Below are 21,120 nucleotides of genomic sequence, written 5' to 3'. Positions count from 1 at the left end.
CGCGAAAGTGTGGGGCGTGCCCCGATAGCCCAATTGGCAGAGGCAGATGACTTAAAATCATCACAGTCAGGGTTCGAGTCCCTGTCGGGGCACTGTGTTGTTAACGAACTGAAGGCGGTCGCAACGCGGCCGCCTTCCGTCGATTAACGGGGTGCTCAGGCGGGAAGGATCTCCGCGAGCAGCTTCTGGATGCGCGCCTTGATGTCATCACGGATCGGGCGAACCTCTTCGATGCCCTTGCCACGAGGGTCGACCAGTTCCCAGTCTTCGTAGCGCTTGCCGGGGAAGATCGGGCAGACGTCGCCGCAGCCCATCGTGATGACAACATCCGAGGCCTGCACCTGGTCGGTTGTCATGAGCTGGGGGACTGCCTTCGAGATGTCGATGCCCTCTTCGGCCATGGCCTGAATCGCGATGGGGTTGATTTCGTTGCCGGGCTCCGAGCCGCCCGAGCGAACCTCGACGGCGCCGTTCGAGAGCGCCGTCATGTAGCCGGCGGCCATCTGGGAACGGCCCGCATTGTGGATGCAGACGAACAGAACGACGGGCTTAGTGGCGGGGGCAGTCTCGGTAGTCATAGGCAAAGCATAGATGATTGTCTATGTTTTGCGCGAGCGCTGCGGGTGCAGGAACGCGATAGTTCACGCAGCGTTCACCGGAGGCAGCGAGCGAAGCAATTCTCGGACTCGGCCATCGATGTCGTCGCGCACGGCTCGCACGCCATCCATAGACATGGTGGCGGGGTCAGGGAGTTCCCAATCGAGGTAGCGACGGCCGGGGTAGATGGGGCACGCATCGCCGCAGCCCATCGTGATCACGACATCCGCACCCCGCACGACTTCATCGGTGAGCGGCTTCGGGTACTCGCCCGCAACCGAAACGCCAATCTCGTCGAGGGCCGCCACGATCTTTGGATTGATGGTCTCGGTGGGCTCTGATCCGGCGGTGAGCACGCGCACGCGATCGCCAGCAAGCGACCTCAGAATTGCGGATGCCATTTGCGAGCGACCCGCATTCTGCACGCACACAAACAGCACGTCGGTTGGCGCACCGGATGCCGCGGCATCCGTCACTCCTTCGGAGTCAGCAAGCGCAAGCGACCCCAGACGGTCGGCGGCGAACCGGGAGGTGTGCGACGACAAATGGCGGTCGCGCGGAGCGCCCTGGCGCAGGAGGTCGTAGCTGCTTGCGACGTACTCGGCCACGGTCTCACGGGAGAAGACTCCGGTGAAGCGCAGCGTGAGGTCATCGGTGATGCGCGCGAGAATCGCGGGGTCCACTACGGAGGGGCTGGCGTCGGAGGGGGAGTGCTGCACAAAATCAAACACGTCGGCAAGACGCGACGGCACGAGCGAGTACCAAACCTGACGGCCTTCTTGAGTGCTCTGCAGAATGCCGTCGTCGGCCATGATGCGCACGTGATGGCTCACGGTGGGCTGGGTGAGGCCGAGACGAGCGGCAAGGTCGGTGACTCCGCGGCGGCCGTCGGGGGCATCCATGATGAGGCGAAGAATTTGCACTCGGGTGGGGTCAGCGATCGCTCGCATGCTCTGGGCGATGCGTTCGGCTACCGCGCGTTCGCTTTCGGGGGCGGATGACTCGGTCGCGGGCATGGCAATCAGTCTAAACGAGGATGCGCGATTCATAGACAGTCATCAATGTTTCGGTATGATCGCCGAATGACCACGCCTCGCACCTTCGCTCTTGCCCGCCGCCTGACCGCAGAATTTGTCGGAAGCGCCGGGCTTTCCGCGGTCGTCATCGGTTCCGGTATCGCTGCTCAACAGCTCTCGCCGGGAGACGCCGGGCTGCAGTTGCTCGAGAATGCCCTCGCGACTGCCCTTGGCCTTGGCGTGCTCATCCTTGTCTTCATGACGGTCAGTGGGGCGCACTTCAACCCCGTCGTCTCCATCGTGGACTCGCTCAGCGGGCTGCGGTCGTGGCGCGATACCGCGTTCTACATTCCCGCTCAGGTTGTCGGGTGTATCGTCGGTGCGATCCTCGCCAACCTCATGTTTGCGCAGGCCGCCGTCACGTTCAGCACCACTGTGCGCCTGACCCCGGCACACTTTCTCAGTGAAGTCGTCGCCACCGCCGGACTCATCGTCGTGATCTTCGCTCTCGTGCGCACGGGGCGCGCAAACCTCGCGCCGATCGCTGTGGGCGCGTACATCGGCGGCGCGTACTTCTTCACGAGCTCCACGAGTTTCGCCAACCCCGCCATCACCATCGGTCGGATGTTCAGCGACACTTTCGCTGGCATCGCCCCGGGCTCAGCCCCCGGCTTTATCGCGGCCCAACTCCTTGGTGCGGCCGTCGGTTTCGGCCTCGTGCGGTGGGTGTTCCCCGAGCGTCGAATCGCGTAACCTCAAGCAGATAGATTCTCAATTTATGGTGATGGGGTCACGATGATCGACAACTTCAATGTGTGGCACCTCGTCATCGTCGCGACGCTGATCTTGCCCTACGCTGCGAGCGTCTGGGCAATTATCGTCACCGCCCGCGAGACGACCCTGTCGATGTTCTTCCTGCTCGTGTGGGCGGTCGTGCTGCTCGCGATTCCCTATTTTGGGCTCATTGCATGGGTGTTCTGGTGGAACGCCGGAAAACGTAGTCGAGCGAACCGTAATTCTTAGTCGCGCAGCGGTGAACCTACGACTTCGAAACGGTGCCCGCCCATCTCGCCACTCAGCAGGGGCATTGCCTCCTTGATCGCGGCCTGCACGCTCGCGAGTTGCAGGGAAAGTTGGTGGGCTTCTGCCGACTCCCACAGCTCGGAGACAAACACGGTGTCGGGATGCTCGTCGCTCACGCCGACCTCGTAGCTGAGGCATCCGGCGCTATCCAGATCGGTGCTGCGTCGCGTGAGAATGGCGACAACCTCATCGCGGTGGCCGGGCTTCACTCCGAGGGTGCCTACGTTTACGAAAGTCATGGCTCCACTCAACGCCACTGGCGCGCGACGGTCAAGCAGCCATCGACGGGCTGACGCTGAGGTCGGCGGACTTGCGCAGGGTGAGAACGGTAACCCAGCGCGGCCCGTTGTGCTGCGCGCCCGGTTCTGGGAAAGTTGATCCACCACGGTGCCGCTGCCCACCCCGGTCGCGCTGTGCAGTGATACTCGCCGCCGTGGCCCAAAGGAATCCGTGAAGCTGCTCAGCACCCCCGCAACGCCCTGGCACACGCCCGAGGACTATTGGCAGTCGCTCTCCGATGCGACGCTGTCGCTCGATGCTCCCTATGGGGTGCTCTCGCTCGAGGCGCTGTCGCACAATGCCGCCGACATGATCCGTCGAGCATCCGGAGTGCCGATTCGGGTCGCGAGCAAGTCCATCCGGGTCCGTGAAGTCATGGATGCTGTGCTCGAACTCGATGAATTCCGGGGCGTTCTGGCGTACACCCTCACCGAGGCGCTCTGGCTGGCCGAGACCATCGATGATGTCGTTGTCGGCTACCCCTCCGTCGATCGCGCGGCCATCGCAGCGCTTGGAACAAGCCCGGCGCTCGCCGAACGCGTCACGCTCATGATCGACTCGGTTGAGCACCTCGATTTCGTTGATTCAGTCGTGTCTCCGCAGCACCGCGAAACGATCCGCGTCTGCATCGATGTGGATGCCTCGTTCCGGTCGCCCCTGCTCGGTCACGTCGGTGCTCACCGCTCTCCCGTGCGCTCGGCGGCGCAAGCGCGTACGCTCGCCAGCACGGTCGTCGACCGTCCCGGCTTCACGCTCGTCGGGATCATGGCCTACGAAGCGCAGATTGCGGGAGTCGGCAATCGCCCACCGCATAAGGCCGCCTATGGTCGCCTGCTCGATGTCATGCAGACGGCATCCGCCAAGGAGCTGCGCGAACGTCGGGGCGAGATTGTCGCCTCGATCAGCGAGATTGCCGAACTCGAATTCGTGAACGGTGGCGGCACAGGCTCGCTTGAGTCCACAGCCGAAGACACCGCGGTCACTGAAATCGCGGCGGGCAGCGGACTCTTCGGCCCGCACCTTTTCGACAACTACAGCCACTTCACCCCGGCGCCGGCCGCAGCGTTCGCGCTCGCGGTCGACCGCAAATACTCCCTCGATATTGCGACAGTGCACGGTGGCGGTTGGATTGCCTCGGGCGAAGCGGGCGTCGACCGGATGCCCCAGCCCACGTGGCCCGAAGGTCTCAAGTATGTGCCGCGCGAGGGGGCCGGCGAAGTGCAGTCACCGCTCACGGGCCCCGCTGCCGAACACCTTCAGATCGGAGACCGCGTGTGGTTCCGCCATACGAAAGCGGGCGAGCTGTCTGAGCATCTCAACGAGTTCGCGGTCGTCGCTGACGGTCGCATCGTGGATACCGTTCCGACCTACCGCGGCGAGGGCAAAGCGTTCCTGTGACAACTCCCGAGTGGATGCCGCCAGCGGAGCGCCGCGCCTCGAGCCCAACCCCGGCATCCCTGAGTCCCGGTTCCGAGTGGCGCAATTGGGGTCGTTCTGAGCGTTCGCGTCCCGAGTTCGCGGCTCGCCCGGAGAGCGTCGACGAGGTCACTGCGGCAGTGAATTTCGCCCGCGAGAACGGGCTAACCATCAAGGCCTGGGGTGCCGGCCATAGCTTCACGTCGATTGCGGCCACCGAGGGTGTTCATCTCGACGTCGGTGCACTCGCCGGCGTGATGGCGGTGGACGGCACCCACGTCACGCTCGGTGCCGGCACATATCTCTTCAAGCTTCCGGCTCTGCTCGAACCGCTCGGGCTCGCCCTCGCCAACATGGGCGACATCGATCGCCAGACGATCGCCGGCGCGATCTCCACCGGCACCCACGGCACCGGAGCGCGCTTTGGCGGCATCGCCACTCAGGTGCGCGGCATCACCCTCGTGACCGCGGCGGGCGACCTACTGCGCGTGAACGCGACCGAAAACCCCGAGCTGCTCCCGGCTGCGGCCCTCGGGCTTGGCGCCCTCGGCATCCTCGTCGATGTCACGATCGAGTGCGTGCCGACCTTTTTGCTGCACGCGGTGGAGCGCCCAGAACCCGCTGCCACCGTCCTGCATGAGTGGCTGCAGCGCAGCGCCGAAACTGACCACTTTGAGTTCTACGTCTGGCCGCACACCACCACAGCTCTCACCAAGAGCAACACGCGCCTACCGGGTGATGCGCCGCGGTATCCACTCACGAAGTTTTCGCACTGGTTCGACGACGAGTTCATGGCCAACGGGGTGTACCGCACAATCTGCGCGGTGGGCAAGGCCGCGCCAGCGATCATTCCGCCGGTCAACCGTCTTGCCGTGAAACTCTCGGGCAATCGCGAGTTCGCCGATGTCTCGAGCAGCGTGTTCGTCACCAATCGCACCGTACGCTTTCGCGAAATGGAATATGCCCTGCCCATCGAGGCGGTGCCGGATGCCGTGCGTGCCATCCAGAAGCTGATCGCTGATCGCCGGTGGAAAGTCTCCTTTCCGATCGAGGTGCGTTCGGCGGCTGCTGACTCATTGCTGCTGTCGACCGCGTCGGGGCGGGCCACCGGCTATGTCGCGGTGCACCGGTATTGGCGTGAAGACCCGGCCGAGTATTTTCGGGAGGTGGAGGCGATCATGATGGCTCACGACGGGCGACCTCACTGGGGAAAATTGCATAACCGGCAAGCCGAATCACTCGCGGCGACGTATCCGGGTTTCAATGAGTTCTTGAGCATTCGCGACCGGCTTGATCCTGGTCGCGTGTTTGCGAACGACTACCTGCGCCAAGTGTTGGGGCGGTAGCGGCTCACGCTTTAAGACACGAGTCGAGCAGTACGAGAAAGGGCGCGATTATCAAAGCCATTGTGTGTGGAGCAGGAATCGCTGGGCTCACGGTCGCCGGTCAGCTGGCCGAACGCGGGTGGGAGGTTGTGCTCCTGGAGGCTGCTCCCGAGCGCCGCACGCAGGGCTACATGATCGACTTCTTTGGGCCCGGCTATGACGCCGCCGAGAAGATGGGCATTCTGGAGCGCCTGCGCGAACTGCGCTATCCGATTAGTGAGGCCCGCTTTGTGCGCCCCAACGGTCGCAGCCAAGCAATTGATTATGAGCTTGTGGCGGCCAATGAGGGCGGCAAGTTGATGAGCCTGATGCGCCAAGACCTCGAACAAACTCTTTTCGACGTTCTGCCCGAGAGCGTTGAACTGCGGCTCGGCAGTGCCGTGGTGGCGGTCGAAGACCGCACCGATTACGTCACCGCCGTGCTCGCCGATGGGTCGCGCATTTCGGGAGACATTGTGGTGGCGGCGGATGGTATCCATTCGGCTGTTCGGCATGATCTTTTTGGTGACTCGGCGGCGTTCGATCGCCAGCTGGGCATGCACACCTGCGCATACACGTTCGACTCTCCGCGGCTTCACGCCAAGCTCGGCGACGCACTCGTGTCGACAGATGAGTTGGATCGCATGGTCGGCCTCTACGGTTTGCGTGATGGCAAGGTTGCGCTTTTCGCTGCCCACCGCGTGGATGACACGGTGCTTCCGGCCGATACGCGTGCGGCCATTCGCTCTGCCTACGCGGGGATGGGCGATGACGTTGCTGAGGCGCTCGAGAAGTGCCCGGAGCCCGACAAGATTTACTACGACCAGGTTGCCCAAATCGAGCTTCCCGTGTGGAGCCGTGGCCGCGTCGTCTTCGCCGGCGATGCGTGCCAAGCGGTTTCGCTGCTTGCTGGGCAGGGAGCGTCGTTGGCGATCGCTGGTGGATTGCTCTTAGCCGAGAAGATTTCGAGCGATCGAGAACTCAGCGCATCCTTCGCCGAATACGAAGAAGAATGGATGCCGGTAGTCGCCGATAAGCAGGCCGCTGGCCGTCGGGCGGCGAACGGTTTTCTGCCGCACACCGTGTTTCAATTTTGGAAGCGCCGCGCGGGCCTCGCCCTGCTGACAGCGCCGGTGATTGGCAAGTTTGTCACCTCCACGATCACGGGAACGAAGACCTTTAGATAGGCGGAGTAGAGCGGTGTGTCGGCCCTTTATTGGGGGTCGCAAGCAGCTCAGTTTCTCGGTGGAGGCACAGGAGCGCGTTCTATAGTTGAAGCATGGAATTCCTGATCGTAATCGGCGTAATCGTCCTGCTCGCAGTCATCGTTGGCATCTACCTGTGGTCGACGTATAACTCGCTGGTCACGCTCAACGTGCGCGTTGATGAAGCGTGGAGCGACATCACGGTGCAGCTCAAGCGTCGTGCTGACCTGCTGCCGAACCTTATCGAGACGGTCAAGGGGTATGCCGCGCACGAGAAGGGCGTCTTTGAGGCCGTCACGAAGGCCCGCGCCGAGTCGTTGAACGCTCAGGGTCCCGTCGATGCGGCTGCTGCCGAGAACCACATGCAGTCTGCCCTCAAGAGCATCTTCGCCGTCGCTGAGGCGTACCCGCAGCTGCAGGCCAGCCAGAACTACCTTCAGCTCCAGGGCGAACTTGTTGACACTGAAGACAAGATTCAGGCCAGCCGTCGCTTCTACAACGGTGGGGTGCGCGAGCTCAACACCAAGATCAAGATCTTCCCGAACACGTTGTTCGCGCGCAACCTTGGTTTCCACGAGCGTGAGTTCTTCGAGGTTGCGGATGCCGCATCCATCGCTGAGCCGCCGCGCGTGCAGTTCTAATTCTTCGTCTTTCTAACCGCGTGACCAGGATGTTCTAGATGTATCGCGCCATAGCGAAAAATAAGCGCAACACCGTTCTGATCATCATCTTGTTCGTCATCATCATTGGTTTTCTTGGCTACGCGCTGAGCTTCCTGATGGGGGGCGACCCGATGACGATCACGATCGGCACGATCATTGGTGCCGGTGTGTTCACGCTGATTCAGTACTTTGCTGCCAGCGGCGAGGCTGTGGCGATGAGCGGCGCGGTGCAGATTCAGAAGGCCGACAACCCGCGCCTTTACCGCATTGTCGAAAACCTCGCGATCACTACCGGCACGCCGATGCCGAAGGTCTACATCGTCAATGATCCAGCACCCAACGCGTTTGCTACCGGGCGCGATCCAGAACACGCCATCGTGGCTGCGACGACGGGTTTGCTCGACATCATGACAGATGCCGAGCTCGAGGGCGTCATGGCGCACGAGCTCGGTCACGTGCGCAACTACGACATCCGCGTTTCGATGATCGTGTTTGGCCTTGTGGTTGCGGTCGGTTTCATCTCGGACATTGCACTGCGTTTCACCCTCTTTGGTGGTCGCGGCAATAACCAGAACAGCAACCCGATCATGATCATCGTTGGTCTTGCGGCGCTTGTGATTTCGCCGCTTGTCGCGGCGGCCGTGCAGGCGTCGATTTCGCGTCAACGCGAATACTTGGCCGATGCAACGGGTGCGCTCACGACGCGTCATCCGGATGCTCTAGCGAGCGCGTTGCAGAAATTGGGCGACTACAGCCGGCCGATGGTGAAGCAGAATTCGACGATGGCCCACATGTGGATTTCGGATCCGACGAAGCCGGGCATCATGGACCGCATGTTCAGCACGCACCCGCCGATTGCGGATCGCGTGAAGCGCCTTGGTGAAATCGGTTCGACCTTCTAGCGCTGCAACTCTGCCTCGATAGCGGGGGAGAGGGTGCCGCGGCCAGTGACGGCGATCTCACCCATACCTTGCCAGTGGGCTATCTCGCGCAGGGTCGGCACGATGCGTTCGGCGAGAGCACCGGTGCCGCCGGGCAGAGCGTCGAGCCCGGCTTCGTGCCACGCGGATTGCACGCGCAGCACACCCGCTTGGCGGTCGGTCTTGAGGTCGATGCGGCCGACGAGGGCGTCATCCACGAGCACGGGCAGTGAGTAGTAGCCGAACTGACGTTTCGGTTCGGGCGTGTAAATCTCGATGCGGTAGTGGAAGCCGAACATGCGCTCGGCACGCTTGCGGTCCCAGACCACGGGGTCGAAGGGCGAGAGCAGCGCGACGTGGTCGATGCGGCGAGGGATGCGGGCATCCCGGTGCAGCCAGGCGGGCTGCTCCCAACCGCGCACGGTCACGGGAACCAGCTCGCCGGCATCCGCTAGCTCAGCGATGGCCGGGAGCACGTCGACACCTTTGAGCCGAAAGTAGTCGGCGAGGTCGGATGCCGTGCCGACTCCCAGCGCCCGTGCTGACTCAGCAACCAGGGCGCGATGCGCGTCGGCGCGGGGCACTTCGCGCTCGCGCAGCTCGGCGGGAATAAGGTGCTCGGTCAGCGCGTAGGTGCGCTCGAAGCGGGAGCGGCCGGCGCTGACGACTTCGCCCCAGCGGAACAACATCTCGAGGCCTTGCTTGACGTCGGACCAGCCCCACCACGGTCCGGTGCGGCGGTTGGCGTCGTGATCGATCTCGCGGGCAGTGACGGGGCCGGTGGTGGCGAGTTCTTCGCGGAGCCACTCCAGCATGGGCTGGTTGTCACGCACCCATTCGTAGCGCTGGGCATCGCGTTCGCGCAGCGACTCCATCTTCCAGCGCCACAGCGGCCACGATTCGAGCGGAATGAGCGCGGCTTCGTGCGCCCAGTATTCGACGTAGCGGCCGGGGCTGCGCGGTGTGGGCTTACGGAACGTCAGGGCATCGAGCGCTGCTTTGTCGTAGTGCCCCAGACGGGCGAACACCGGCTGGTAGTGACTGCGCTCGAACACGTTGACCGAGTCGAGTTGCAGCAGCCGGATGCGGTCAAACAGCAGGTTGAGCTGTCGCGTTCCCGCGGGGCTGGCCGCAGTCGCGGTGCCGCGCCCGAACCCTTGGGCAGCGAGCAGCACTCGGCGCGCTTGCGCTGCAGAGAGGGAATCGACCACGGCTCGACTCTACCGAGCGGCGGCGACATCCACTCGCTAGGGCGGCGAACAGCTCCACCGAGCAATTGTGTTTGTGTCGTTCATCGTTCGTTTACCACGATGAAAGGGAACGCCGCATCAGGCTGCGTACCGTCAACTCCGGATCGTTTCGGTACCCTCTGCCCGTTTACAGCGCGGGCGGCTGCGACGGTCGTTGGAGGAAGTCTTGTTCACTAAGCGCACCCTCGCCGCTGTTGCACTCGTTGCAGCATCGGCGATCTCACTCAGTGCCTGCAGCACCGCTGAGACCCCTGCTGGCGATGTTGACGCATCGACCGCCACCACCGCCGAAGACTTTGGTGGAATGGACGCTCTTATCGCAGCCGCGCAGGCTGAAGGAGAGCTCAACGTGATCGCCCTTCCCGACAACTGGGCAAACTACGGCGAGATCAAGGCTCTCTTTGAAGAGAAGTACGACATCATCGTCAACTCGGCTGACCCCGACGTTTCTAGCGCCGAAGAAATCGCCGCTGCTGACAACCTCAAAGGCCAGGACACCGCTCCTGACGTCTTCGACCTCGGAACCGCTGTCACGCTCGACAGCCTCGACTACTTTGCTCCCTACATGGTTGCTAACTGGGATGAAATTCCCGAGGGCAACAAGGAAGCAACCGGCCTCTGGGTCAACGACTACACCGGCAGCATGTCGATCGGCTATGACTCCAACTCGGTTCCCGAGCCCACGAGCCTCGATGACCTGCTCAGCGCTGACTACCGCGGCGCTGTTGCGCTGAACGGTGACCCCACGCAGGCCGGAGCCGCTTTCGCTGCTGTCGGACTCGCCACGGTTCACAGTGGTGGAACCCTCGATGACTTCACCCCCGGAATCGAGTTCTTCGAAGAACTCAACGACGCGGGCAACTTCATCCCGGTCAACGTCACGGGAGCAACCATTGCTGCCGGCGAGACCAAGGTTGCCTTCGACTGGAGCTACAACAACCTCGCTGCGGCAGCAACAGTTGACGGCTGGAAGGTCACGACTCTTCCCGGTGCTGTCTACACGAGCTTCTACAACCAGGCCATCAGCATCGATGCTCCGCACCCCGCGGCTGCTCGTCTCTGGCAAGAATTCCTCTACAGCCCTGAAGCGCAGAACCTCTTCATCGTTGGTGGCGCGTACCCCGTCACGATTCAGGCACTGCAGGATGCCGGAACCGTCGACACCGCAGCACTCGACGCCCTCGGTGCTCTCGAAGGCGAGCTCGTCACCCCCACCCCCGAGCAGGCAGAGCTGAACGCTGGCATCCTGGCCGAGAAGTGGACCGCGGCAATCGGCTAACGCCCTTTCCGCTTCGTAATACATCGTGTCGCTAGCCACCGCGCCAGCGCCCGCACAGGATGGTGTCGAGCAGTCCGCTCGGCACCATCCCCGGGTGGTCCTGGTCAAGCCGTCGAACCGGCGTCGTCGCCTCGCTTATGCGGGGCTAACGCCGTTCGCGGCCTACGTTCTGATCTTCCTCGCCCTGCCGACCATCCTCGCGGTGGTCACGGGCTTCTTCTCCGACGACGGCTCGCTGACGCTCGATAACGTCACCGGGCTGTTCACCCCGACCATCCTCGCCACCTTCGGTAGTTCCTTCTGGCTCTCCGGAGTCTCGGCCGTCATCGGTGCCGTCGTCGGTGCTCTCATTTGCTACGCGATGCTCGGCACCAAGGTCGGCGGTCTGCTGCGCACCATCATCGAATCGGCAGCCAGCGTGCTCGCCCAGTTCGGTGGCGTGATGCTTGCCTTCGCGTTCATCGCCACGATCGGTGTGCAGGGGCTCATCACCGTCATCCTGCGCGACACCTTCGGCGTCGACATTTATGCGGATGGCGTCTGGCTCTACCAGGTGCCAGGCCTCATCCTTCCCTACGTCTACTTTCAGGTTCCCCTCATGGTGATCACGTTCTTGCCCGCGCTCACGGCGCTTCGCCCGCAATGGGCCGAAGCCAGTGCCACGCTTGGCGGCACCCGCTTCGCCTACTGGCGCTACATCGCGGCTCCCGTGCTTGCGCCGGCGTTCCTCGGCTCGCTGCTGCTGCTCTTCGCCAATGCCTTCTCCTCGTTCGCCACGGCCGCCGCGCTCATCAGCCAGGGTTCGCAAATCGTGCCGCTGCAGATCCGCGCCGCGCTCGTCAGCGAGACCGTTCTCGGCCGCGAAAACATGGCGGGCGCCCTTGCGCTCGGGATGATCGTGGTCATGGTCGTCGTCATGTGGGCGTACTCCGTGCTGCAGTCCCGCACCTCGCGGTGGCAAAAGTGACCGCGAATCAGGCCGTGCGCATTGGGGCCGAACCGAGCGCCCTCACCCGCCGTCTCATCCTGGGCATCATCGGCGCGATCTTCCTCATCCCGGTCATCGCGATGATCGAGTTCACCTTCCGTAACGGTCTTGCGGGCGATTACACGACGAGCCACTGGACGGGTCTCTTCAGCGAAGACAGTGCCCGCACCTATCGCGGTCTCTACGAAGCAATTGAGAACTCACTCGTTCTTGCTGCCGTCACCGTCGGCATCGTGCTTGTGCTGCTGTTGCCCACGATGGTGCTCGTGCACATGCAGTTTCCGCGCCTCAAGCGCACCCTCGAATTCATCTGCATCATTCCCATCACGGTGCCCGCCATTGTGCTGGTCGTGGGTCTCGCCCCGGTCTATTCGGTGGTCGTGCAAGTGCTCGGCGGCTCCACCTGGACTCTCGCCTTCGCTTACGGCATCACGGTGTTGCCGTATGCCTATCGCGCCATTCAGGGCAACCTCGATGCGATCCCCGTGAAGACCCTCAGCGAAGCGGCCAGCACGCTCGGCGCAGGCTGGCTGACAGTGCTGTGGACGATCCTGCTGCCGAACCTGCGCCGGGGAGTGCTCGCGGCATCCTTTATCTCGATCGCGGTCGTGCTTGGCGAGTTCACCATTGCGAGCCTGCTCAATCGTCGCAACCTGCAAACCGCGCTGCTTCAGGTCTCGCAATCTGACCCCTGGGTTGCTGTGATCTTTGCGCTCGCCGCCCTTGCCCTCGCTTTCATCTTGCTGCTGATCATTGGCCGCCTCGGATCAGCAACGCCTTCTAGGAGAAAATCATGACCGCCACGTTTACTATGACGGGCCCCACCGCCACCCACACGCCGACCGCAGGAGCAACAGTTCAGCTCAGTGCCGTCGTCAAAGCGTTCGCCGGGCACACTGCGCTCAACAGCATCGACCTCGAAGTTGCCCCCGGCGAACTCGTTGCGCTGCTCGGGCCTTCGGGTTGCGGCAAGACCACCGCGCTCCGCAGCATCTCCGGGCTTGAGAGCATCGATAGCGGTCGCATCGTGATCGATGGTGTGGATGTCGCCGACACTCCCACGAATAAGCGCGACATCGGGATGGTCTTTCAGGCTTACTCGCTGTTCCCGCACATGACAGTGCTCGAGAACGTGGAGTTCGGCCTCAAGATGCGCAAGGTTGCCGCAGCTCGTCGCCGCGAACGCGCTCTCGAAACGCTCGATATGGTCGGCCTCACGAAGCATCAGGACCGTTTCGCCCACCAGCTCTCGGGCGGCCAACAGCAACGTGTCGCCCTAGCCCGCGCGCTTGTCACCCGCCCCCGCGTTCTTCTGCTTGATGAGCCGCTCAGCGCGCTCGATGCCAAGGTGCGGGTGCAGCTGCGCGAAGAGATTCGTCGCCTGCAAACCGAACTCGGCATCACGACCGTCTTCGTGACTCACGACCAAGAAGAGGCGCTCGCTGTCGCCGACCGTGTTGCCGTCATGCGTGACGGTCGTATCGAGCAAATTGGCACGCCAGAAGAGCTCTACGCAACCCCCGCCAATGCCTTCGTCGCCGACTTTGTCGGCCTCAGCAACCGGATGCCCGCCGAACTCGTCGACGGCCAAGTCACGCTCCACGGCTGCAGCCTCAACCTTCTCGGCGACCCCATGCCCGATGGTCCCGTCATCGCGCTCGTTCGCCCGGAGGACATCGCCCTGACCGCCGACGGCATCGCCGGCACGGTTATCTCGTCGAGCTTCTTGGGCTCCTTGCGCCGCACGCGCGTACGACTCTTCGACGACACGGTCGTCGCTATTCAGCATGAGGTGGAGCGGCATCCTCTGCCCGGTGAGGCCGTTACGGTGCGTCTTAAGGGTGCACCCGTGAGCGCGCTGCCTCCCAAGGTGAAGAAGTAGCGGCCACGCGCGACCACTTCGAGGCGCAGCAAGCGCGCACTCTGGCACAACTAAGATAGGCACGTGATATTCGGTCGACGTAATAACCCAGACAGTCGGATCCCGTCACGCGCCAGTACAACAGACGCGGCTGAGGTTCCCGCCGGGCTTTCGATAGCTGCTGCCTATTCGTGGCGCATGCTCGTTGTGCTCGCCGTGGTTGCAGTTCTCATTTATTTAGTCATCACGCTCAAGTACATCGTGATTCCGTTCCTGATCGCGATTCTTATCGGAGCGCTACTCGTCCCCGTCGTTGGTTTCTTGGTTCGCATCAAGTGGCCGCGCTGGCTTGCCGTCACCGTAGTTCTGATCGGATTCTTTGCCGTCGTCAGTGGTCTGGTTGTGGTCGTTGTAGGCCAAGTCCGTTCCGGGCTTCCCGCTCTTCAAACGCAGTCGGCCACCGCCTACGACAACCTCCGCGAGTTTCTGCGCAACTCCCCGCTGCAGCTCAGCGACCAAGACCTCGACGGCTATCTCACCGAGATAATCGACGTGGTTCAACGCGACTCACAAGCTCTCGTCTCGGGCATCCTCTCGGTCGGGTCCACCGCCGGTCACGTGCTCACCGGGGCGTTGTTGAGCCTGTTCGCCACCATCTTCGTGCTCGTCGACGGAAAGAGCATCTGGGCGTGGACGGTTCGGCTCTTCCCGCGCAAAGCCCGCAGCGCGGTTGACGGTGCCGGTGTTGCTGGTTGGCTCACCCTCACCACTTTCGTGAAGGTGCAAATTTTTGTGGCTGCAGTGGATGCGATCGGCATCGGCGTCGGTGCGTGGATCCTCGGTTTGTTCTACGGTGGTTTCCCGCTCGTCATCCCCATCGCTGTCGCCGTGTTCTTAGGTTCGTTTATCCCCGTCGTGGGTGCACTCGTAACGGGGGCGCTCGCGGTGTTCATCGCCCTCGTCTTCTTGGGTCCGCTCCCTGCCGTGATCATGTTGGGAATCGTTTTGCTTGTTCAACAGCTTGAAGGTCATATTCTCCAGCCGCTCGTGATGGGCACGGCCGTGAAGGTTCATCCCCTCGCCGTCGTGTTCGCGGTAGCCGCTGGCTCATTCGTGGCAGGCATCCCCGGCGCACTGTTTGCCGTGCCGCTGGTCGCGGTCGTCAATGTCATGACCAAATACATAGCCAGCGGCGATTGGCGTCTCAATGGTCGGCCCACGATCACGGACGTGCTCGGTAATGGTAAATAACCGGATGCCCGGCCCCACGCTCGCTGACTACGAAGCAGCACGTGAACGGGTCGCAGAAGTTGCCGATGTCACCCCCATGCAGACCTCGCGTTTTCTCGCGGAAATTTTGGGATCACCCGTCTTTCTGAAGTGTGAAAACCTTCAGCGCACTGGCTCCTTCAAGCTGCGTGGCGCCTACAACCGTCTCGCGGGGCTCTCCGAGGAGGAGAAGGCGCGCGGAGTCGTGGCCGCCTCGGCCGGAAACCACGCCCAGGGCGTCGCTTTCGCCGCCCGCGAGCTGGGCATCAAGTCGACCATTTTCATGCCCGTAGGCGTGCCCCTGCCGAAACTGCAGGCCACGCGAGATTACGGTGCCGAGGTCGTGCTGCGCGGTCACACGGTCGAAGAGCCGTTGCGTGCGGCCGCCCGTTTCTCAGAAGAGACCGGTGCCGTGCTCATTCATCCCTTCGATCATGAAGATGTGGTGGCCGGTCAAGGCACTCTCGCTCTCGAAGTGTTCGATCAGGTGCCCCAGGTCGACACGATTATTGTTCCCATCGGTGGCGGTGGACTCGTCTCCGGTGTTGCCGGCGCGATCAAGCAGCGTGCCCGGCTCGAAGGCCGCAACGTACGCGTCATCGGGGTTCAGGCAGCCAATGCCTCTGCGTACACTCCATCGCTCGCGAAGGGTGAAATCGTCGAAGTGCGCACCACTCCCACGATCGCTGACGGCATCGCCGTCAGTCGCCCCGGTGTGCTCAACTTCACCATGGTCCGCGATCTGGTGGATGAGGTTGTCACCGTTTCCGACGACCAAATCGCGTATGCGGTGCTCGTTCTTCTCGAGCGTGCCAAACAGGTCGTCGAGCCGGCTGGTGCCGTTGGAGTCGCCGCTATCTTGGCAGGCAAGATCTCACCAAGCGGCAACACCGTGGTGTTGCTGAGCGGTGGCAACATCGACCCCATGATGATGGAACGCATCATCAGTCACGGCCTCTCGGCATCCGAACGCTATTTGCGTTTGCGGATCCCGCTGCCTGACCGCCCCGGTCAATTGGCGCGCATCTCGGCGCTCGTTGCCGAAGCGAACGCCAACGTTGTTGAGGTGCTGCACAGCAGACACAACAACAAAGTGCAGTTCAGTCAGGTTCAACTCGAACTGCACATCGAAACCCGTGGCCCTGAGCACGCGGAGTCAGTGCTCGCGCGGCTCAGAGACGAAGGATTTGACCCTCAGGTCGACTTCTAAACCGAAGTTGGCTGGTGCCAGCAGGCCCCAGCCCGAAAGCCCGAGCCCGAAAGGCCCAGCCAGAAAGGCTTAGCCCGAGTAGGTAGCGATCTTGGTGACCTCTACCGTGATCGACTTGCCGTTGGGTGCCGTGTAGGTGGTCGATTCGCCGACTTTGAGACCGTTGATCGCCATACCGAGCGGGCTTTTCTCGCTGTAGACATCGAGGTCGCTATCGTCGGCGACGATCTCGCGGCTGCCGAGCAGAAATACGCTCTCGTCGCCCATAATGTTGGCGGTAACAAGAATGCCGGGCTCAACAACACCGTCGTCGTCTTGAACATCGCCGACTACGGCATGGCGAAGAAGCTGGGTGAGAACGCGGATGCGGGCCTCAATCTTGCCCTGCTCCTCCTTGGCAGCGTGGTAGCCACCGTTCTCTTTGAGGTCGCCTTCTTCCCGCGCAGCCTCAATCTTCTTGGCAATTTCGTACCGTGCTTCGCCCGTAAGTTGTTCCAGTTCGGCGGTGCGACGATCGAACGCCTCCTGGGTCAACCACGTGACATCGTTTTGTGCAGCCACTGTGCTTCTCCCTATACAAAAGAGAAACCGGCCGAAGACGACCGGTTTCGAGATGATTTGCTACAGCCTAGGTGAGCCAGCACCGGTAGATCAAGCCTGACACTGCTTGTTCGGTGGTGCGAACAGTGGTGCTCAACTCCCGATTGCGCTGATCGCCCCCGGGAACGTCGACGACTTTCCAGCCGATGATGGCAAAAGTGGAGTTGAGGGCCTGCACTGCACAGCGAGCATCTTGGTTCTCGGCAACGTTGAGTTGCCACCGCACTTCGACCGCAGTGTCATCAATGAGCTCGTAGCCGGTGTCTTTCGCCTCGAACTGGGCGGGCGATTCCAGCAGGCCACCCCAGACGAGCCAGGCTGTGAAGACCGCAACGAAGGCTACGGCCACGGCGACCACAATCATCCGATTGTTGCGCTTCGCTTTCGGGCTGCGGCCATAGCGGGCATCCAAATCAGTGGCTGCAACGGTGCCGGATGCGGCGCTGTCAGCGGTGCCAGTGGCGTTACTGGGGGCTTCGGGCACGCGGTGCTCCTTCTCGCGACGGTATTCTTATTACTGCAAGGTTATTCGCAAACTCGCATGATGAAATCATGGAGTGAACATCCCAGAGGACAACAGTTGATTTCTTTCACTTCGCTCGCAACCAGCGCGATTCTCTGGACGGCTACTCCCAGCCCCGAACCGACCCTGTACCCGGCCTACGAGGGCGACCCCAACTTGGTCACTCCCGGCGTGCTCGGCTTTATTGGCATCCTGTTCGTCGCGGTGGCCACGTTGTTGATCGTCATGGACATGAACCGTCGCGTGCGTCGCGTTCGCTACCGCGCGCTCGCCCAAGAAACGATTCAGGCCGAGCAGGCTGCGGCCGCCGGCGAGACCGATGGTCTCACCGATGTTGACGCCGATGGTGCCGCTGATGCTGGCGATGCTGATGATGCTGCGCCTACACAACGGGCGGATTAGTCGCCACGAGGAAGATGCCGACCCAGTGGCAGAGGAACGCCAGTAGCGTCAGCGTGTGAAAGATCTCGTGGAACCCGAACACTCCGGGCACGGGATTCGGTCGCTTGAGACCGTAGATAACAGCGCCAACGGTGTAGAACAATCCGCCAGCCAAAATGAGGGTCATCATGATCCAGTTGGCTTGGAAGAAGTCGACGATGAACATCATCGCGCCCCAGCCAAGCAACACATACAGGGGAACGTAGAGCCAGCGCGGGGCCCCCACCCAGAAGATACGGAAGCCAATGCCGAGAGCGGCACCGCTCCACACGATCCAGAGCAGAATGGTGGCCTTCTCGGGCGGAAGCGCCAGAACCGTGATCGGGGTATACGAACCGGCAATCAGCAAGAAGATGTTGGAGTGATCGAAGCGCTTCAGCATCATCCGCGTCTTCTCGCTCCAGTTGAAGCGGTGGTACAGGGCAGAAATACCGAACAGCATGAGCGACGACGCTACGAAGACCGCTGAGCTGACCTTGGCAGCGGTGCCATCGGCCATGATCAGCAGGATGACGCCGAGCACGATTGCCAGCGGGAACGTGCCGGCGTGGATCCAACCGCGCCACGTCGGTTTCTTGTCGGCCGGGTCGCTCGTCATCACATCATCGACGAACGGAAGCTCGGGAAGGCGCGATGCGTCTTCCTTCTCAACGGCCGCTGCAGCAGCGAGATCGGCGGCATCTTGGTTCATGCTCACAGTTTACGCCTGACGTAGATTCACTTGTTCAGTGCCGCAGTGGTCTAACGTAGTCCCGTGAGTAAGCGACAGTCTGCATTAGGTCGCGGTTTTCTTTACGGTCTTTACCAGAAAAAACTGCGGCGCCAGCTAGAGGGCCAGCAATTGCCGCGCCACGTAGCCATGATTATCGATGGCAACCGGCGTTGGGCCAAATTGAAGGATCTTGAGACGGCAGCCCACGGTCATCGCGCCGGCGCGGCCAAGTATCGAGAGTTTCTGGTCTGGTGCGACGACCTCGATATTTCAGTGGCGACGCTCTACCTGCTCTCGACCGACAATCTCACCAGTCGATCTCCCGAAGAGTTGAACGAGCTGTTCACGATCATTGGCGATCTTGCCGAAGATCTGTCGCACTTTCGTGACTGGCGCGTTCAACATGTGGGATCGGATGCTGGCCTTCCCGAGCAGCTCAAAGCCCAACTCAAGGGCGCTCACGAGCGCACCGCAGACAACACCGGCCTGCACGTGAACCTCGCCATCGGCTACGGCGGACGCCACGAAATCGCTGAAGCCATGCGCCGTATCGTGCGCAACCACAGCGATGAGGGCCACAGCCTTGACGCTCTCGCTGAGCTTCTCACCCCGGAGCTCATTGGTGAGCACCTTTACACCAAGGGCCAGCCAGACCCCGACCTCGTCATCCGTACCTCGGGGGAGCAGCGCATTAGCGACTTCATGCTGTGGCAATCTGCCCACAGCGAGCTGTACTTCATGGAAGCGTTGGGCCCCGATCTTCGCGAGGTCGATTTCTTGCGCGCCCTTCGTGATTTCTCGCGGCGTAACCGCCGCTTCGGCGCCTAGCCACGAACGAAATGTGACGCGATGGTGTCTTGTGGCGTGTCGCTGCGCCCAGATTGCGTGACGGGTTTAGCGTTCAATCCATCAGGTATGGCGCCTGATCGAGACGGCCACGTAAGTTCGTTTTCGTAAAGTACTGGCCGTCTTCGCAGACTGGATCCGAGTGCTCGCACTCGGGGATGGAGTGCACGTTGGCCGACCTAGCAACCCCCAAGACCACGATCACCACGTCGAAGGCGGGAGGGCGGGCCCCACGACAAGCCGAGCGCACGTACGTGCTCGATACTTCTGTTTTGCTCTCCGACCCGAGCTCGATCAAGCGGTTCGCTGAACACAATGTTGTTCTGCCCGTCGTGGTCATCACCGAACTCGAAGCCAAGCGCAACGACCCCGAGATTGGGTACTTCGCCAGGCAAGCGCTGCGCAGTCTTGACGAGATGCGCGTCAAGCATGAGCGCCTCGACTTTCCCATCTCGGTGGGCGATGACGGCGGCACGCTGCGTGTCGAGCTCAACCACTCCAACATGTCGGTGCTTCCTTCCGGGCTGCAGTTGGGCGATAACGATTCGCGAATCCTCGCTGTTGCGCTCAACCTCGCCAACGAGGGGCTGGATGTCACGGTGGTCTCGAAAGATCTTCCCCTGCGGGTGAAGGCGGCATCCATCGGTCTCGCGGCCGAGGAGTACCGCGCTGAGCTCGCGGTGGACTCGGGCTGGACTGGTCAAGCTGAGATTGAACTCAGCGGCGATCAAGTCGCCGAGCTCTACGACAAGGAGCGTTTGCAGACGCGTGCGGTGGGAGATCTGCCCATCAACACCGGGCTTGTGGTCACTTCCGAACGAGGTTCGGCCTTGGCGCGAGTAACAGCCCGCGGCACGATGTCGCTCGTTCGTGGTGATCGAGAAATCTTCGGATTGCATGGCCGCAGCGCCGAGCAGCGACTGGCTATCGAGATGCTTCTCGATCCCGAACTGGGCATCGTCTCGCTCGGGGGAAGTGCCGGTACAGGAAAGTCTGCCCTTGCCCTCTGCGCCGGTCTCGAAGCGGTGCTGGAGAAACAGCAGCACCGCAAGATCATGGTGTTTCGTCCGCTCTACGCCGTCGGTGGCCAGGAGTTGGGCTATCTTCCCGGCGATGCGGCCGAGAAGATGAACCCGTGGGCGCAGGCAGTGTTCGACACTCTCGGCTCCGTTGTCTCGGAAAATGTTCTTGAGGAAGTGCTTGATCGGGGACTGCTCGAGGTGCTTCCGCTCACTCACATCCGTGGTCGTTCGCTTCACGATGCGTTTGTGATCGTGGATGAGGCGCAGTCGCTTGAACGAAATGTCTTGTTGACAGTGCTTAGTCGCATCGGTCAGAACTCGCGTGTCGTGTTAACTCACGATGTGGCGCAGCGCGACAACCTCCGCGTCGGACGTCACGATGGCGTCGCTTCGGTGATTGAAACCCTCAAGGGCCATTCCCTCTTTGGGCACATCACACTCACGCGCTCGGAACGTTCCGCTATCGCCGCTCTTGTCACCGAGCTTTTGGAAGGTAACGACATCGCCTAACGAACAAGGTCGCCTTACGGCTTAGCTCGTCTGACGATTGGCTGACAAAGTCTGAGCACGCCGCGTG

At 62.0% G+C, this 21,120-nt stretch carries 23 protein-coding genes and 1 tRNA gene; 17 read left to right on the top strand and 7 right to left on the bottom strand.

All coding sequences use genetic code 11. From position 1 onward, the window contains the following. Positions 1-18 precede the first annotated feature (18 nt). Positions 19-92 (top strand) — tRNA-Leu (locus I6E74_RS11040). 63 nt (positions 93-155) lie between these two features. Here the strand turns inward: I6E74_RS11040 and I6E74_RS11035 are convergent. Together I6E74_RS11035 and I6E74_RS11030 are read right to left on the bottom strand one after the other, a co-directional pair. Beyond that, positions 156-578, bottom strand: a complete 423-nt coding sequence (locus tag I6E74_RS11035) for an arsenate reductase ArsC (protein ID WP_197125659.1) — start codon at positions 576-578, stop codon at positions 156-158. 63 nt (positions 579-641) lie between these two features. Continuing rightward, positions 642-1,613 (bottom strand): metalloregulator ArsR/SmtB family transcription factor, encoded by a 972-nt coding sequence (locus I6E74_RS11030; protein WP_197125657.1) that lies wholly within the window; start codon positions 1,611-1,613, stop codon positions 642-644. Positions 1,614-1,679: 66 nt separating this feature from the next. On the opposite strand from I6E74_RS11030, the gene I6E74_RS11025 reads away from it, so the two are divergent. Further along, positions 1,680-2,366 (top strand): MIP/aquaporin family protein, encoded by a 687-nt coding sequence (locus I6E74_RS11025; RefSeq protein ID WP_231604986.1) that lies wholly within the window; start codon positions 1,680-1,682, stop codon positions 2,364-2,366. Positions 2,367-2,408: 42 nt separating this feature from the next. Beyond that, entirely contained in the window at positions 2,409-2,636 is a 228-nt protein-coding gene (locus tag I6E74_RS11020) for a hypothetical protein (RefSeq protein ID WP_197125653.1), read from the top strand. Here the strand turns inward: I6E74_RS11020 and I6E74_RS11015 are convergent. Continuing rightward, positions 2,633-2,935, bottom strand: coding sequence for a putative quinol monooxygenase (locus tag I6E74_RS11015; RefSeq protein ID WP_197125651.1), 303 nt, complete (start codon positions 2,933-2,935; stop codon positions 2,633-2,635). The two genes, I6E74_RS11020 and I6E74_RS11015, sit on opposite strands and share 4 nt — an antisense overlap. Before the next feature lie 211 nt (positions 2,936-3,146). On the opposite strand from I6E74_RS11015, the gene I6E74_RS11010 reads away from it, so the two are divergent. The 5 genes from I6E74_RS11010 (at position 3,147) to I6E74_RS10990 (ending at position 8,524) form a co-directional block, all read left to right on the top strand. Continuing rightward, a complete protein-coding gene (locus I6E74_RS11010; protein WP_197125649.1) occupies positions 3,147-4,373 on the top strand; it encodes an amino acid deaminase/aldolase in 1,227 nt (408 codons plus the stop codon). Continuing rightward, on the top strand, positions 4,370-5,737 hold the full coding sequence (locus tag I6E74_RS11005; protein WP_374221059.1) for a D-arabinono-1,4-lactone oxidase: 1,368 nt from the start codon (positions 4,370-4,372) through the stop codon (positions 5,735-5,737). Before I6E74_RS11010 ends, I6E74_RS11005 begins: the two co-directional genes overlap by 4 nt. Before the next feature lie 62 nt (positions 5,738-5,799). Then, on the top strand, positions 5,800-6,942 hold the full coding sequence (locus I6E74_RS11000; RefSeq protein WP_197125647.1) for an FAD-dependent monooxygenase: 1,143 nt from the start codon (positions 5,800-5,802) through the stop codon (positions 6,940-6,942). Positions 6,943-7,034: 92 nt separating this feature from the next. Beyond that, positions 7,035-7,601: a LemA family protein gene (locus tag I6E74_RS10995; protein WP_197107474.1), complete on the top strand. Its 567-nt coding sequence runs from the start codon at positions 7,035-7,037 to the stop codon at positions 7,599-7,601. Positions 7,602-7,639: 38 nt separating this feature from the next. Further along, positions 7,640-8,524 (top strand): M48 family metalloprotease, encoded by an 885-nt coding sequence (locus tag I6E74_RS10990; RefSeq protein WP_197125646.1) that lies wholly within the window; start codon positions 7,640-7,642, stop codon positions 8,522-8,524. On the opposite strand, the gene I6E74_RS10985 is transcribed toward I6E74_RS10990, so the two are convergent. Then, positions 8,521-9,753 (bottom strand): winged helix-turn-helix domain-containing protein, encoded by a 1,233-nt coding sequence (locus I6E74_RS10985; protein ID WP_197125645.1) that lies wholly within the window; start codon positions 9,751-9,753, stop codon positions 8,521-8,523. The genes I6E74_RS10990 and I6E74_RS10985 overlap by 4 nt on opposite strands. A 205-nt stretch (positions 9,754-9,958) precedes the next feature. Here I6E74_RS10985 and I6E74_RS10980 point away from each other — a divergent pair, with 205 nt between their 5' ends. From I6E74_RS10980 to ilvA, 6 genes are all read left to right on the top strand, one after another. Beyond that, positions 9,959-11,071, top strand: coding sequence for an ABC transporter substrate-binding protein (locus I6E74_RS10980; protein WP_197125644.1), 1,113 nt, complete (start codon positions 9,959-9,961; stop codon positions 11,069-11,071). A 94-nt stretch (positions 11,072-11,165) separates the two neighbouring features. Continuing rightward, a complete protein-coding gene (locus tag I6E74_RS10975) occupies positions 11,166-12,038 on the top strand; it encodes an ABC transporter permease (RefSeq protein WP_307784462.1) in 873 nt (290 codons plus the stop codon). After that, entirely contained in the window at positions 12,035-12,856 is an 822-nt protein-coding gene (locus tag I6E74_RS10970; protein WP_307784461.1) for an ABC transporter permease subunit, read from the top strand. The genes I6E74_RS10975 and I6E74_RS10970 overlap by 4 nt, the downstream gene beginning before the upstream one ends. Next, complete coding sequence (locus tag I6E74_RS10965; RefSeq protein WP_197125642.1) at positions 12,853-13,941, top strand: ABC transporter ATP-binding protein; 1,089 nt, start codon at positions 12,853-12,855, stop codon at positions 13,939-13,941. Before I6E74_RS10970 ends, I6E74_RS10965 begins: the two co-directional genes overlap by 4 nt. A 63-nt stretch (positions 13,942-14,004) precedes the next feature. Next, on the top strand, positions 14,005-15,171 hold the full coding sequence (locus I6E74_RS10960) for an AI-2E family transporter (protein ID WP_307784460.1): 1,167 nt from the start codon (positions 14,005-14,007) through the stop codon (positions 15,169-15,171). Beyond that, the gene (gene ilvA / locus I6E74_RS10955) at positions 15,161-16,399 is read left to right on the top strand and encodes a threonine ammonia-lyase (protein WP_374189222.1); all 1,239 of its coding nucleotides are present in this window, start codon (positions 15,161-15,163) and stop codon (positions 16,397-16,399) included. Before I6E74_RS10960 ends, ilvA begins: the two co-directional genes overlap by 11 nt. A 69-nt stretch (positions 16,400-16,468) precedes the next feature. Here ilvA and greA read toward each other — a convergent pair whose 3' ends face one another. Both greA and I6E74_RS10945 read right to left on the bottom strand, forming a co-directional pair. Further along, complete coding sequence (gene greA, locus I6E74_RS10950) at positions 16,469-16,960, bottom strand: transcription elongation factor GreA (protein ID WP_197125640.1); 492 nt, start codon at positions 16,958-16,960, stop codon at positions 16,469-16,471. Positions 16,961-17,027: 67 nt separating this feature from the next. Next, positions 17,028-17,483 (bottom strand): DUF4307 domain-containing protein, encoded by a 456-nt coding sequence (locus tag I6E74_RS10945; RefSeq protein WP_307784459.1) that lies wholly within the window; start codon positions 17,481-17,483, stop codon positions 17,028-17,030. A gap of 96 nt (positions 17,484-17,579) precedes the next feature. Between I6E74_RS10945 and I6E74_RS10940 the strand changes: the two genes are divergently transcribed. Then, entirely contained in the window at positions 17,580-17,924 is a 345-nt protein-coding gene (locus I6E74_RS10940; protein WP_197125638.1) for a hypothetical protein, read from the top strand. Here the strand turns inward: I6E74_RS10940 and I6E74_RS10935 are convergent. Continuing rightward, positions 17,905-18,654, bottom strand: a complete 750-nt coding sequence (locus I6E74_RS10935; RefSeq protein WP_197125636.1) for a hemolysin III family protein — start codon at positions 18,652-18,654, stop codon at positions 17,905-17,907. The genes I6E74_RS10940 and I6E74_RS10935 overlap by 20 nt on opposite strands. 63 nt (positions 18,655-18,717) lie before the next feature. Between I6E74_RS10935 and I6E74_RS10930 the strand changes: the two genes are divergently transcribed. Both I6E74_RS10930 and I6E74_RS10925 read left to right on the top strand, forming a co-directional pair. Beyond that, positions 18,718-19,503 (top strand): isoprenyl transferase, encoded by a 786-nt coding sequence (locus I6E74_RS10930; protein WP_197125634.1) that lies wholly within the window; start codon positions 18,718-18,720, stop codon positions 19,501-19,503. A gap of 176 nt (positions 19,504-19,679) precedes the next feature. Beyond that, positions 19,680-21,053 carry a PhoH family protein gene (locus I6E74_RS10925; protein WP_374189223.1) on the top strand — a complete coding sequence of 458 codons (1,374 nt, stop codon included), beginning with the start codon at positions 19,680-19,682 and terminating at the stop codon, positions 21,051-21,053. The last annotated feature ends 67 nt before the right edge of the window (positions 21,054-21,120 follow it).

The sequence above is a fragment of the Salinibacterium sp. SWN139 genome, assembly GCF_015864625.1.
In the GTDB taxonomy this organism is placed as follows: domain Bacteria; phylum Actinomycetota; class Actinomycetes; order Actinomycetales; family Microbacteriaceae; genus Rhodoglobus.
This window is presented reverse-complemented; position numbering and strand designations above follow the sequence as displayed.